Raw genomic sequence first — 13,503 nt, forward strand, 5'->3', positions numbered from 1 at the left:
GTCGCCGCTGGTATCACAGCCTGCGTCTTTGCCTTGTCAGCCATCGATGCACTACCCTCCACTTAGGACAGTTACACCGTTATTCTTACACCCCCGTACTGAAGGGAGCCTTCGTAACGTTGGCCGTACTGAAGGGAGCCTTCGTAACGTTGGCCGTACTGAAGGGAGCCTTCGTTGCGTTGGCCGTACTGAAGGACGCCTTCGTAACGCTGGGGGTACTGAAGGGAGCCTTCGTTGCGTTGGCCGTACTGAAGGACGCCTTCGTAACGTTGGGCGCACGGTAGGCGACCCTCGTTGCGCTGGGTGTGCTGTGGGAAGCCTTCGGTGCGGGGCGGTCCGGATGGGTCGGCGGGGGAACATCAACTTTCGTCCCGGAAGGCGTAACACCTTCGCGTTGATCTTCGGTTAACAACCGGCGCGTCGGATGCGCGTCCACCAGGTGCAGAGGGCATGGTTGGTCGGGGTCGAGGGGATGGTGTGCGGGATGACGAGGTACGGGGTTCGGCGGGAACCCGGGCAGTGGGCCGCGATGCTGGTGGCCGCGCTGTTCGTGGTGGCCGGGGTGCTCGACATGGCGCCCGGCCTGCTCGACAACCTGGTGCACCTGGCGTTCGGGGCGGTCGGGTTCGGCCTCGCGGGCAGTGCGCGGGGTGCGCACGGCTACCTCATCGGCGGTGGCGTGGTCTACGTCCTGCTGTGGCAGTTCGGCTCCGTCGCGGACCCGGCCATCGTGCCGTTCCACAGCGACGACGTGCTGGTGCACGTGTCCCTGGTGATCAGCATGATCGGCATGGCCATGCTCAGCGGCGGCCGTCGCCGTACGGAGGTGCACGTCGTGCCCGAGGTCGAGTACCGGCTGCCGACCCGCTACGTGCGCCAGCGCGTGGTGCCCAGCCGTCCGCCGGGCCGCGCCGACCGGCGCACGCCCAAGCAGGTGGGCGACGTGCCCAAGCCGCTGGCCGTCCTCGCCTGTCGCGTGTGAGCTAGGTGACCATCGCGAGCATGGCCTCGGACAGGTTGGAGTAGTTCTCGATGCCGTCGATGGTGTCGGTGGCCTTGAGGACCCTGGCCACGGTCAGGCTCGCGATCACGACCGCGAGCCGCTGGCCGGCCGCCCTGGCTGTCTCGGTCGCGTCCAGGAGCGCCCGCACACCGGCGGCAGCGCAGTAGGTCACGCCGGTGAGGTCCACGACCACCGCCGGGGCCTCGCGTTCCCGCAGGTCGTCGAGCACGTTGACGAGGGTGGGCACGGTCAGCAGGTCGACCTCGCCTGCCACCCGGCACACGTAGAGGTCGGGATTGTGTCGAACGACCTTGACCTGTAAACGCCGGTCGATGATCCGCTGCACGTCCGGTGACTGCGTACGCATGGCAGGAAGACGGTCTGGGTCTTTCCCCATGACGTCTCTCCCGCGCGTCGCCCCGGCTGTCGGCAGGGAACCGATTCTAGTCCCGGCCGCGTCGACGGGTGTGATCAGGGGAGGGCCGGTGGGGCCGCGCCGCCCCACCGGACTCAGGTTCGCTTCCACGTCGGCCCCCAGCGGCAATTGCCACCCGTCCAAGAGCGGTACAGAACGTGAGGTGGCCGGGCGAAGCTCGGCCACCTCACGTGTGTAGTCGGGCGCGCAGATCCCGCGCCGTGAGGTCGGCGGCGTAGACGGGTGTGCCCGGCTGGAACTTGCGGCCGCCGCGGGCGAGGCCTCCCGCGTCGACCGCGTCGAAGCCGATCTCCTCCACCAGGGCCATGGCGGCCTTCTTGGCCCTGAGGTGGTCGCCGGAGACCGGGATGCCCCTGCGCCCGGCGAACCGGTCGCGGTGGGCGTGCTCGCGCAGGTGCTCCCAGCGGATCGCGTTGAACGCCTTCACCACCAGGGCTCCCTGCAGGTGCGCCTGCACGAGCTCACTGGAGGTGATGCGGTCCTCGTCCAGCTCGCGTATGCGCCCGTCGGTCTCCGAGTCGTAGTTGGTCGTGTCGATCACGGGCTTGCCCGCCACCTCGGCGACCGGCAGCTCCTGGTAGCGGCTGAACGGGACCGCGACCACCACCACGTCCGCGAAGGCCGCCACCGCCCGGACCGTCCGCGCGATGAGCAGGCCGGAGAGCGACACGTCGTGCCCCACCAGGGCGAGGTGCCTGCTCAGCGTGGTGCCGACCTGGCCGGCGCCGATGATGCCTATACGCATGTCAGTCCGGCGCCGCCACGGCGACCACCAGCGGCCGGTGCCTGACGTTCATCGGGATGACCATCCTCCGGTACCGCCTCGGCCTCGGCCGTACGTGCTGGGCGGCGATGATCGCCGCCGTGACCTCCTCGCGGTCCGCGTAGCGGCGTACCGGCAGGCGGTGCAGCTTCCCCATCGTCACCGAGTCGGCGCCGTACACGGCCGCCTGTGCGATGAGCTGCCAGCGGAAGGCCGGGAAGGGCAGGTCGCCGAGTACTTGCCTGACGACCTTCTCGTTGTCCAGTTCCTGTTCCGATGTCACCCGTGCAACCCTGGCCCTGTCAGTTGCCGGAGACATCGGTCAACTGACGTACCTCAAAGTCTCGCGGCGGCCGCTCTGTCGAGAATCCACAGCGTGTCGCGTTTTCCGCGCGCACCAGCCGCCGGAAGGTCCTCCTCGTTCGCGCCGGCAAGTGCCGCTGCGACGGGTTCGGCCTTCGCGTCCCCAGTGGTCATCAGCCAGACGTCGGTCGCCCGGCGGATGGTGGGTAGCGTAAGGGATACCCGTGTGGGCGGTGGCTTGGGGCAGTCCCTGACGGCCACGACCGCCCGGCTGGTCTCCTGGACACCGGGGGAACCCGGGAAGAGGGACGCGGTGTGCCCCTCCTCGCCGACGCCCAGCAGGCACACGTCGAAGCTCGCCACGTCCTTCAGCAGCACCGCGTACGCCTCGGCCGCCGCATCCGGGTCGTCGCCGTACTCGCCGTCCGAGGGCGCCATCGGGTGGACCCGCCCCGGCGCGACCGGCACGTGGTCCAGCAACGCCGCTCGGGCCTGCGTCTCGTTGCGTTCCGGGTCGCCTGCGGGCAGGAACCGTTCGTCGCCCCAGTAGACGTCCAGGGACGACCAGTCGAGCGTGGCCGACCGGAGCGCGGTCAGGACCGCGATGCCGGTGCGGCCACCCGTGAGCACGACCGAGGCCGTGCCACGCTCGGCCTGGGCCGACGCCAGCGCCGCGGCCAACCGGTCCGCGGTCGCTGACGCCAGCTCGTCAGGCGTCTCGTAGACGAAGGTGGTCACGCGCCGGTCCCGGCCTTGACCTTCTTCGGCTCGGCAGGCTTGCGGGCCGTCGTGCCGCGACCACCCCGGTCGACCTTGCCGAGCGCCTTGAGGGCCTGCTCGTAGATCTCGTCGGGGTCGAGCCTGCGCAGCTCCTCGGCGATGCAGTCGCGCACCGCGCGCCTGCCCAGCGCGACCCGCCGCTCCGGCTGGGTCGGCTGCGACAGCGTGCCGACCGAACCGTCCGGGCGGTGGATCTCGATCGTGCCCGACTTGCGTTCGAGCGTCACCGACACGATCCCGGGGCCCTCCTTGGCCTTCAGCCGCTTCGCGGGCAGCTTCAGACGTGCGGACAGCCACGCCGCCAGCAGCTCGGCGGAGGGCGAGTCGGCCTCGCCGGACACGGTCGCGGCCGTGACCTTCTCGTAGGGCGGCAGCTCCAGCGCCGCGGACAGCAGCGCACGCCACAGCGTGAGCCGCGTCCACGCCAGGTCCGTGTCACCGGGCTCGTAGCCCTTGGCGCGGGCCTCCAGCGACCTGGTCGGGCTGCGCTCGGCCGCCGCGTCGGTGATCCGCCGGGTGGCGAGCCGCCCGATCGGGTCCTTCGCGGGCACCGTGGGTGCCTCGAACGGCCACCACGCCACGATCGGCGCGTCCGGCAGCAGCAGCGGGATCACACACGACGCGCCCTCACCGGCCAGCGGCCCGTACAGGCGCAGCACGATGACCTCGCTCGCACCCGCGTCGCCGCCGACCCGGATCTGCGCGTCGAGCCGTGGCGAGGCCTTCTTCGCCCCCCGCGCCACGACGATCACCCGGCACGGGTGCTCGCGCGACGCGTAGTTGGCCGCGTCGATGACGTCCTCGGTCTTCTCGCTGTCGTCGGTGACGATCACCAGCGTCAGCACGCGGCCGATGGTGTTGGCGCCGCCCTGCTCACGCAGGTGCACGAGCTTGCTGTTCACCTGCGAGGTAGTGGTGGCGGGAAGGTCAATAATCACGGCGTCTCCTCGCCTGCGGCGCGGTGTCGAATCGCTCCGCAGGCTCCGCTCATGTCGACGCCGGACCGCATGCTCCGAGACGCCGTTCGTGCCGATTGTTCGCTCGCGAGCTCGCTCATGGACGCCTCCAGTGACGGCCTGTCCTGGCGAGCATCTGGTCGGCGGACTCGGGGCCCCACGTGCCCGCGGGGTACGGGTCCGGCTTGCCGTGCGTCGTCCAGGCCTTCAGGATCGGGTCGAGGATCTCCCAGGACAGCTCGACCTCGTCGTTCTTGGGGAACAGCGACGGCTCGCCGAGCAGCACGTCCAGGATCAGCCGCTCGTAGGCCTCCGGCGACGACTCGGTGAACGAGTGGCCGTAGCTGAAGTCCATGTTGACGTCCCGGACCTCCATGGTGGAGCCGGGCACCTTCGAGCCGAACCGCATGGTCACGCCCTCGTCCGGCTGGACCCGGAACACGAGTGCGTTCTGACCCAGCTCCTCGGTCGAGGTGTCGTCGAACGGCAGGTGCGGTGCCCGCTTGAACACCACGGCGATCTCCGTGACGCGCCGGCCGAGCCGCTTGCCGGTACGCAGGTAGAAGGGAACGCCGGCCCAGCGGCGCGTGTCCACGGCCAGCTCGATCGCCGCGTAGGTCTCGGTCTTGGAGTCCTTGGCGAAGCCGCCCTCCTGCACCAGACCGGGCACCTTCTGGCCGCCCTGCCAGCCGCCGGAGTACTGGCCGCGCGCGGTCGTCTCCGCGAACGGCAGGACCGGCCGGGTGGCCGCCAGGACCTTCGCCTTCTCGGCACGGACGGTCTCCGGCCGGAAGGAGACCGGTTCCTCCATGGCGGTCAGCGCGAGCAGTTGCAGCAGATGGTTCTGGATCACGTCGCGAGCGGCGCCGATGCCGTCGTAGTACCCGGCGCGACCGCCGAGGCCGATGTCCTCGGCCATGGTGATCTGCACGTGGTCGACGTAGTTCGCGTTCCAGATCGGCTCGAACAGCTGGTTGGCGAACCGGATCGCCATGATGTTCTGGACGGTCTCCTTGCCGAGGTAGTGGTCGATGCGGAACACCGAGTCCTCGGGGAAGACGTCGTTCACGGTCTTGTTGAGCTGCTTGGCGCTCGCCAGGTCGTGGCCGAACGGCTTCTCGATCACCACCCGGCGCCACTCGTCGGCCTTCTGGTCGGCGAGGCCCGTGCGGGCGAGTTGCTGGATGACCTTGGTGAACGCGGCGGGCGGGATCGACAGGTAGAACCCGTGGTTGCCTGCCGTGCCGCGTTCGTCGTCGAGGTCCTTGATGCACTTCGCCAGGTTGTCGAAGGCCTGGTCGTCGTCGAAGGAGCCCTGCACGAAGCGGCAGCCCTCGGCGAGCCGGTCCCAGACCTCCTGGCGGAACGGCGTGCGCGCGTGCTCCTTGACGGCGTCGTGCACGACCTGACCGAAGTCCTCGTCGGCCCAGTCGCGACGGGCGAAGCCGACCAGAGAGAAACCGGGTGGCAGCAGCCCCCGGTTCGCCAGGTCGTAGATCGCCGGCATGAGCTTCTTGCGGGACAGGTCACCGGTCACCCCGAAGATCACCAGGCCGCAAGGCCCGGCGATCCTCGGAAGACGCTTGTCCCTCGGATCACGCAATGGGTTCTGCCAAGTGCGTGTTGTCACCTGGAGACCTCCTGGAGAGCCTTGACCAGGTGCGCGAGTCCGGCGGCCCGGTCGGTGAGGTGCAGCCGCAGCACCGGGCGGCCGTGGTCGGCGAGGACCTGGCCGTCGCCGAGGGCCTGCGCGAGCTGCAGCGTGCCGAGTGTGTAGGGCCGGTCCGGCACCGTGAGGTCGTCGTCGACCGCGCCGGTCAGCTGTAGGTAGGCACCGTTCTGGTGCCCGCCCTTGTGGTACTGCCCTGTCGAGTGCAGGAACCTGGGGCCCCACCCGAACGTGGTCTGCCTGCCGGTGATGCGGGTGATCTCCGGCCGCAGCACGACCGCCGACGCGTCGGCCAGCCGGTCGAGGTAGGCCTGCACGGAGACGTAGCCGAACTCGGGGACGGCGTCGAAGAAGGCACGCAGCGCGGCGGTGAGCGTCTGCTCGGCGGGTACGAGACCCTCCGGCGCGTGTACCTCGACGGTGCCGTCCACAAAGGTAGGTTTCGCCGGTTCGGATGTCGGTGCGTCCAGAAGGGACCGGGCCGCCTTCTTGGCCGCCTCGACGTCCGGCTGGTCGAACGGGTCGATGCCGAGCAGTCGCCCGACGATCGCGGTCGCGTACTCCCACAACAGCATCAGCTCGCCGAGACTGCCCGAGGTGGACAGTCCCGTCCCGACGTTCTCGCCGATCGCGACCGGGGTGGCGTCCTGGCCCGCGTCGGCGAAGCCGGGTGCGTCCGCGTTCTCCACGACCACCGGCAGCAACCCGGTGCCCTGCTTGCCGGTCGACTCGGCGATCAGCTGCTCGACCCAGTCGCCGAAGCCCCTGATGCCCGAGCCGGTGTCGGCGAAGACGACCTTCTCCGCGCCGCGCGCGTGTGCCCCGCCCAGTGCCGAGGCGAGGAACAGCGCCGGGTTGTCCTCGCTGTCCTGCGCCAGCTTCGGCGCGATCGACGACGCCTCGTCGAGCAGCGCGCCGATGTCGGCACCCGCGAGACCGGCGGGCACGAGCCCGAACGCCGTCAGCGCCGAGTAGCGGCCGCCGACGTTCGGGTCGGCCGTGAACACGCGCCGGTAGCCCGCCTCCCTGGCCGAGGCCTCCAGCGGCGAGCCGGGGTCGGTCACCACGATGATGCGTGACGCGGCGTCGATCCCGTTGTCCGTGAACGCCTTCTCGAAGATCCGGCGGTGGCTGTCGGTCTCCACGGTCGACCCGGACTTGGACGACACGACCAGCATCGTCGCGGACAGGTCGCCCTCGAGCGCGTCGGCCACCTGTCCGGGGTCGGTGGTGTCGAGCACGGTCAGCGGCACGCCCGCGGTGTTGGTGATGACCTCCGGCGCGAGCGACGAGCCGCCCATGCCCGCGAGCACCACGCGGTTGACGCCCTCGGCGTTCATCGTCGACCGCAGCGCCTCGATCTCACCACGCAGCGGGCGGGAGGTCTCGTGCAGTTTCGTCCACGCGAGGCGGATGCTCGCCTCGGACTCGGCCTCCGGGCCCCACAGGGTGGGATCTCCGGCAGTGAGCTTGCTGGCGACCTGCTCGGCCACCAGCCGCTCGACGAGGGGAGCGGCTTCCTCGCGGAGCCGCTCGTCCCCCCAAACCTCTGTCATGCCTTCTCAGCCTTCCTTGGCGGCCTTCAGCTGTCCGTCGACGGACTCGAGCAGTTCCTGCCAGGACTTCTCGAACTTCTCCACACCCTCGTTCTCGAGGGTGACGAAGACGTCGGAGATGTCGATGCCCACCGCGGCCAGCGCGTCGAACACCGCCTGGGCTTCCCCCGCGTTGCCGGTCACCGTATCGCCACGGAGCTCACTTTTCTCGGCAACGGCGTCGAGTGTCGCCTCGGGCATCGTGTTGACGGTGTTCGCGACGACCAGCTCGTCCACGTACAGCGTGGGGGAGTAGTCGGGGTTCTTCACACCCGTCGACGCCCACAGTGGACGCTGCGCGTTGGCGCCTTCCGCGGCCAGCGTGCGCCAGCGGTCGGTGGAGAACGTCTCCTCGAACGCCGCGTAGGCGAGGACCGCGTTGGCCACGGCCGCCTTGCCGCGCAGGGCCTTCGCCTCGTCGGTGCCGATCTTGTCGAGCCGCTTGTCGACCTCACTGTCCACGCGGGACACGAAGAACGACGCCACCGAGTGCAGCTCGGCGATGTTGTGGCCGTTGGCCTTCGCCTGCTCGACGCCGGAGATGAAGGCGTCCATCACCGCCCGGTAGCGCTCGACGGAGAAGATCAGCGTGACGTTGACGCTGACGCCCTCGGCGAGCGTGCGGGTGATGGCGGGCAGGCCGTCCTCGGTGGCCGGGATCTTCACCAGCAGGTTGGGCCGGTCGACCGTCTTCCACAGGTCGAGCGCCTCGGCGACGGTCTTGTCCGTGTCGTGTGCCAGGCGCGGGTCGACCTCGATCGACACCCGGCCGTCGACGTGGCCGGACGCGTCGTAGACGTCCCGGAACAGGTCGCAGGCGTTGCGGATGTCGGTGGTCGTGATCTCCTTGACCGCCGCGTCGACCGACGCGCCCCGGCCGGCCAGCTCACGGATCTGCTCGTCGTAGTCGGCCGCGTCGGACAGCGCCTTCGCGAAGATCGTCGGGTTGCTGGTCACGCCGACGACGTGCTTGTCGCGGACCAGCCCGGCGAGGTTGCCGGAGTTGAGCCTGCGGCGCGAGACGTCGTCGAGCCAGATGGACACACCCAGCTCGGAGAGCCTGGCGAGGTTGTCAGTCATTGTGCGGCCTCTCGGTCTTCAGTAGTGAGCGGCGGGCGGCGGAGACGACGGCGTCGGTGGTGAAACCGAACTCCTTGAACAGGGTCTGGTAGTCCGCGGACGCGCCGAAGTGCTCGATCGAGACGATCTCGCCGGAGTTGCCGACGTAGCGGTACCAGGGCTGGGCGATGCCGGCCTCGACCGCGACCCGCGCCTTCACGTTCGGTGGGATGACCTGGTCGCGGTAGGCCTGGTCCTGCGCCTCGAACCACTCCTGCGACGGCATGGACACCACTCTCGTGGCAACCCCGTCCGCCTCCAGGACATTCCGAGCGTCCACGGCCATCTGCAGCTCGGAGCCGGTGGCGATCAGCACCACCTGCGGCACGCCCGCCGAGCTGTCGGCGAGGACGTAGCCGCCCTTGGCGACGCCGTCCGCGGCCAGCTCCTTCGTGCCCTCGAGCGTGGGCAGGTTCTGCCTGGTCAGCGCGAGTCCGACCGGGGCGTCGTGCTGGGTGAGGATCGCCCGCCACGCGGCGGCGGTCTCGTTGGCGTCACCCGGCCGCAGGACGACCAGGCCCGGGATGGCCCGCAGCGCCGCGAGCTGCTCGATCGGCTGGTGGGTCGGCCCGTCCTCGCCGAGGCCGATCGAGTCGTGCGTCCACACGTAGGTCACGGGCAGCTTCTGCAGCGCGGCGAGGCGCACCGGCGGACGCATGTAGTCGGAGAACACGAGGAAGGTCGCGCCGTAGGGGCGCGTCGGGCCGTGGAGCACGATCCCGTTGAGGATCGAGCCCATCGCGTGCTCGCGGACTCCGAAGTGGAGGGTCCGCCCGAACGGCGTCGCGTCCCACTCCTTGGTCTTCGCGGACGTCGGCCCGAACGAGTCGGCGCCCTTCATGGTGGTGTTGTTGCTCTCCGCGAGGTCCGCGGAGCCGCCCCACAGCTCGGGCAGCACGTCGGCGAGCGCGTTGAGCACCTCGCCGGAGGCCTTGCGGGTCGCGACACCCTTGGGGTCCGGGTCCCACGACGGGAGCTCGGCCTCCCAGCCCTCAGGCAGGCGGTAGCCCGACGCGCGGTCGAGCAGCGCCTTGCGCTCCGGGTTGGCCTCGCCCCAGGCGTCGAACGCCTTCTGCCACTCCTCGTGGGCCTGCTTGCCCCGGTCGGCGACCATGCGGGCGTGCTTGAGGACCTCCGGCTCGACCACGAAGTGCTGGTCGGGGTCGAACCCGAGGATCTTCTTGACCGCGGCGACCTCGTCGTCGCCCAGCGCGGCGCCGTGCGCCTTGCCCGTGTTCATCTTGTTGGGCGCCGGGTAGCCGATGATCGTGCGCAGGAGGATGAACGACGGCCTCGAGGTCTCCGCCTTCGCGGCCTCGACCGCGTCCAGGATCGCGACGACGTCCTCGCCGCCCTCGACGACCTGGACGTGCCAGCCGTAGGCCTCGTAGCGCTTCGCGGTGTCCTCGGACAGCGCGATGTTCGTGTCGTCCTCGATGGAGATCTTGTTGTCGTCGTAGAAGACGATGAGGTTGCCGAGCTCCTGGCGGCCCGCGAGCGACGAGGCCTCGGAGGTCACGCCCTCCTCGATGTCGCCGTCGGAGGCGATCACGTAGATGTGGTGGTCGAAGACGCTCTCGCCGAGCGGTGTGTCCGGATCGAACAGACCGTGCTCGCGGCGGGCGGCCATCGCCATGCCGACCGCGGAGGCCAGGCCCTGGCCGAGCGGTCCGGTGGTGATCTCGACGCCCGCGGTGTGCCCGTGCTCCGGGTGGCCCGGCGTCTTCGAGCCCCACGTGCGCAGCGACGCGATGTCCTCGATCTCCAGGCCGTAGCCGGACAGGAACAGCTCCAGGTACAGCGTCAGGCTCGAGTGGCCCGCGGACAGGACGAACCGGTCGCGGCCGATCCACTCCGGGTCGCTCGGGTCGTGGCGCATGACCCGCTGGTAGAGGGCGTACGCGAGCGGCGCGAGGCTCATCGCGGTGCCGGGGTGACCGTTGCCGACCTTCTGGACGGCCTCCGCGGCGAGGACCCTGATGGTGTCCACGGCGCGTTTGTCCAGGTCGGTCCAGTCGTCAGGCAGATTCTGCGTTGTCAAACGGGCGAGTTCGTCTGCACTCATGGACACGGACTCAAGCTCCCACCTAATCGTGTTCTCGATCATGCCGTTGGCGCACGACCGCGCTGGTCATCCTCGGGATGCCCGGACAATTCCTCAGCCTAACGAAACCACCCGGCGAAGGCCGTTCACGGTCACGCGGTTACGATCCCTGGCGTTACCCGAACTTCTGCCACCTACACACCTGGGAGCCGCTGGTGAGCGCAGCGCTCGGGGCGGCCACCGAAGCCCCGCGCCGCACCCGCAGGGATGTCGTCCGTGCGTACGTCGCGCTGACCAAGCCGAGGATCATCGAGCTCCTCCTGGTCACCACCGTGCCCGCGATGATGCTCGCGCAGCGTGGCATCCCGTCGCCGTGGCTGGTGTTCGCCACGCTCTTCGGCGGCACGATGGCCGCCGGTTCCGCGAACGCCCTGAACTGCGTGGCCGACGCCGACATCGACGCGGTGATGAAGCGCACGTCGTCGCGGCCCCTGCCCAAGCACCAGGTGCCGACGCGCAACGCACTCGTGTTCGGCGTCACGCTCGGCGTGCTGTCGTTCGCGTGGCTGTGGCCCACCACCAACCTCCTGGCAGCGTTGTTGTCCGTCGCCGCCATCCTCTTCTACGTTCTGATCTACACGATGGTTCTGAAGCGGCGGACCGCGCAGAACATCGTGTGGGGTGGCGCCGCCGGGTGCATGCCGGTGGTCATCGGCTGGTCAGCGGTCACGGGCTCGGTCGAGTGGCCCGCGTTCGTGATGTTCGGCGTGATCTTCTTCTGGACCCCGCCCCACTTCTGGGCGCTGGCGATGAAGTTCCGCGACGACTACGCGCGGGCCGGCGTGCCCATGCTGCCGGTCGTGACGACACCCGATCGGGTGGCGCGTCAGATCGTCACCTATTCGTGGGTGATGGTCGCGTGGACACTCCTGCTGGTCCCGGCGACCGGCTGGGTCTACACGGCGTTCGCGGTCGTCACGGGTGGTTGGTTCCTGGTCGTCGCCCACCGGCTGTACGCCCAGACCAAACGCGGCGAGCCGGGCAAGCCGATGAAGCTCTTCCACATGTCGAACACGTACCTGACGCTGGTGTTCGTGGCGCTGGCCGTGGACTCGGCACTGGGTCTGCCCGTGGTCGGCTGGCCGTTCTGATCTGCGCTTACTCGGGTCCGCTCCGCTGACCTCCCGTACCGTCCCCGGCATGGATTTCAAGCTCGAGGTCGTGCCGGTGCCTGTGTCCGATGTGGATCGGTCGGTCGCGTTCTACCGCGACACCGTCGGGTTCAGCCTCGACGTCGACCACACGCTCAGCCCGGAACTGCGGTTCGTGCAGCTGACCCCGCCCGGATCGGCCTGCTCGATCATCATGGGCGTCGGCATCGTCGACTCCGCGCCCGGCTCCCTGCGCGGCCTCCAACTGGTCGTCGAGGACATCCAGGCGGCCCGTGCCGAGCTGGCCGGCCGTGGTGTGACCGTCTCCGACGTGACCACCGGCTCCGGTGGCTCCTTCGTCCACTTCGCCGACCCGGACGGCAACACCTGGACGGTGCAGGACCCCGGTTGACGGGGTCACCAGCATCAATTACCTTCTGGTTATGGAACCGGGAGGTAATGAAACGTGACGACGCTGGCACCCGAACGGCTCGACGCAACGTTCGCCGCGCTGGCCGACCCGACCAGGCGGGCCATCCTCGCGCGCCTGGCGAGGGGAGAGGCGTCGGTCAAGGAACTGGCAGAGCCGTTCGCCATGACCCAGCCCGCCATCTCGAAACACCTCAAGGTCCTGGAGCGGGCCGGGCTGGTCGAACGCGGCAAGGACGCCCAGCGGCGACCCTGCCGTCTGGTAGCCGAGCCGATGCGCGACGCGGCGGGCTGGCTCGGCGACTACCGCCGCTTCTGGACCGAGAGCTACGACCGCCTCGAGGACCTGCTCGCCGATGAGTGACCGCGACGTCGTCATCACCCGCGAGTTCGCCGCGCCACGGCGGCGGGTGTTCGACGCCCACACCAGGCCCGACCTGCTCCGACGCTGGTTCGGCCCGCACGGCTGGCGGCTCACCGTCTGCGACGTCGACCTGCGCGAGGGCGGCGAGTGGCACTACGTCATGCGCGGCCCGGACGACCAGGAGATGGTCCTCCACGGCCGCTACCTCGTGGTCGACCCGCCGAACCTGCTCGTGATGACCGAGACCAACGTCGACTGCCACGCACGTGCCGAGTACGAGTCGGTCATCACCATCGAGCTGACCGGCGACACCCACCTGACCCACACCGCCACCTTCCCGACCCGCGAGATCCGTGACGCCGTCGTCGACTCGGGCATGGCCCGCGGTGTCGGCGCGAGCTTGGACCGCCTGACAGAGACACTGGAGCACCCCATGGACTGGAAGATCGAGCTGATCCCCGTGCCCGTCACCGACGTGGAGCGGGCCAAGGAGTTCTACGCCACCAGACTGGGCTTCCCCGTCGACGTGGACCACACGGCGGGGGACTTCCGGTTCGTGCAGGTCACGCCGCCGGGCTCGGGCTGTTCGATCGGGTTCGGGGCGAACGTCACCGAGATGGAGCCCGGCGACCTCAAGGGCGTCCAGATCGTCGTCACGGACATCGAGAAGGCACGCGCCGAGCTGGTCGAGCGCGGCGTCGACGCCACCCCGATCTGGCACATCGAGGACGGCAGGCAGGTCGACGGCAAGGGCGGCGACTGGAACTCGTTCCTGACCTTCAACGACCCGGACGGCAACGTGTGGTCGATGCAGGAAAGGCCCAGCCGGTCGTAGCCGGTTATCCGGGCGAACAACGAACGGCCTCGTTCGGGGTGATCGGGAACATTGCC

Annotated in this window: 14 protein-coding genes; 5 read left to right on the forward strand and 9 right to left on the reverse strand. The window is 69.5% G+C overall.

Annotated features, from left to right (window positions below):
- Positions 1-484 precede the first annotated feature (484 nt).
- Positions 485-982: a DUF4383 domain-containing protein gene (locus CLV71_RS45630; protein ID WP_166664526.1), complete on the forward strand. Its 498-nt coding sequence runs from the start codon at positions 485-487 to the stop codon at positions 980-982.
- 1 nt (position 983) lies between these two features.
- On the opposite strand, the gene CLV71_RS45635 is transcribed toward CLV71_RS45630, so the two are convergent.
- The 9 genes from CLV71_RS45635 to tkt form a co-directional block, all read right to left on the reverse strand.
- Positions 984-1,370, reverse strand: a complete 387-nt coding sequence (locus CLV71_RS45635) for an STAS domain-containing protein (protein ID WP_166664527.1) — start codon at positions 1,368-1,370, stop codon at positions 984-986.
- A gap of 235 nt (positions 1,371-1,605) precedes the next feature.
- On the reverse strand, positions 1,606-2,184 hold the full coding sequence (locus CLV71_RS45640; protein WP_133909231.1) for an NADPH-dependent F420 reductase: 579 nt from the start codon (positions 2,182-2,184) through the stop codon (positions 1,606-1,608).
- Position 2,185: 1 nt separating this feature from the next.
- Positions 2,186-2,485, reverse strand: coding sequence for a DUF2795 domain-containing protein (locus CLV71_RS45645; protein ID WP_166664528.1), 300 nt, complete (start codon positions 2,483-2,485; stop codon positions 2,186-2,188).
- A 53-nt stretch (positions 2,486-2,538) separates the two neighbouring features.
- Positions 2,539-3,243 (reverse strand): 6-phosphogluconolactonase, encoded by a 705-nt coding sequence (pgl, locus tag CLV71_RS45650; protein WP_133909233.1) that lies wholly within the window; start codon positions 3,241-3,243, stop codon positions 2,539-2,541.
- Positions 3,240-4,223 carry a glucose-6-phosphate dehydrogenase assembly protein OpcA gene (gene opcA / locus CLV71_RS45655; protein ID WP_133909234.1) on the reverse strand — a complete coding sequence of 328 codons (984 nt, stop codon included), beginning with the start codon at positions 4,221-4,223 and terminating at the stop codon, positions 3,240-3,242. Before opcA ends, pgl begins: the two co-directional genes overlap by 4 nt.
- Before the next feature lie 115 nt (positions 4,224-4,338).
- Positions 4,339-5,871 (reverse strand): glucose-6-phosphate dehydrogenase, encoded by a 1,533-nt coding sequence (gene zwf / locus CLV71_RS45660; RefSeq protein WP_133909235.1) that lies wholly within the window; start codon positions 5,869-5,871, stop codon positions 4,339-4,341.
- A complete protein-coding gene (locus tag CLV71_RS45665) occupies positions 5,868-7,466 on the reverse strand; it encodes a glucose-6-phosphate isomerase (protein WP_133909236.1) in 1,599 nt (532 codons plus the stop codon). Before CLV71_RS45665 ends, zwf begins: the two co-directional genes overlap by 4 nt.
- A 6-nt stretch (positions 7,467-7,472) precedes the next feature.
- Complete coding sequence (gene tal / locus CLV71_RS45670) at positions 7,473-8,585, reverse strand: transaldolase (RefSeq protein ID WP_133909237.1); 1,113 nt, start codon at positions 8,583-8,585, stop codon at positions 7,473-7,475.
- Positions 8,578-10,689 (reverse strand): transketolase, encoded by a 2,112-nt coding sequence (tkt, locus tag CLV71_RS45675; RefSeq protein WP_133909238.1) that lies wholly within the window; start codon positions 10,687-10,689, stop codon positions 8,578-8,580. The genes tal and tkt overlap by 8 nt, the downstream gene beginning before the upstream one ends.
- Positions 10,690-10,883: 194 nt before the next feature.
- Here tkt and CLV71_RS45680 point away from each other — a divergent pair, with 194 nt between their 5' ends.
- The 4 genes from CLV71_RS45680 (at position 10,884) to CLV71_RS49035 (ending at position 13,447) form a co-directional block, all read left to right on the forward strand.
- A complete protein-coding gene (locus CLV71_RS45680) occupies positions 10,884-11,819 on the forward strand; it encodes a heme o synthase (protein ID WP_243867491.1) in 936 nt (311 codons plus the stop codon).
- Positions 11,820-11,868: 49 nt separating this feature from the next.
- A complete protein-coding gene (locus CLV71_RS45685; protein WP_133909240.1) occupies positions 11,869-12,231 on the forward strand; it encodes a VOC family protein in 363 nt (120 codons plus the stop codon).
- Between the two features lie 63 nt (positions 12,232-12,294).
- Positions 12,295-12,612, forward strand: coding sequence for an ArsR/SmtB family transcription factor (locus CLV71_RS45690; RefSeq protein ID WP_133909293.1), 318 nt, complete (start codon positions 12,295-12,297; stop codon positions 12,610-12,612).
- Complete coding sequence (locus CLV71_RS49035; RefSeq protein WP_133909241.1) at positions 12,605-13,447, forward strand: SRPBCC domain-containing protein; 843 nt, start codon at positions 12,605-12,607, stop codon at positions 13,445-13,447. Before CLV71_RS45690 ends, CLV71_RS49035 begins: the two co-directional genes overlap by 8 nt.
- Positions 13,448-13,503 lie beyond the last annotated feature (56 nt).

Origin of the sequence: Actinophytocola oryzae (assembly GCF_004364325.1) — a bacterium.
Classification (GTDB): domain Bacteria; phylum Actinomycetota; class Actinomycetes; order Mycobacteriales; family Pseudonocardiaceae; genus Actinophytocola; species Actinophytocola oryzae.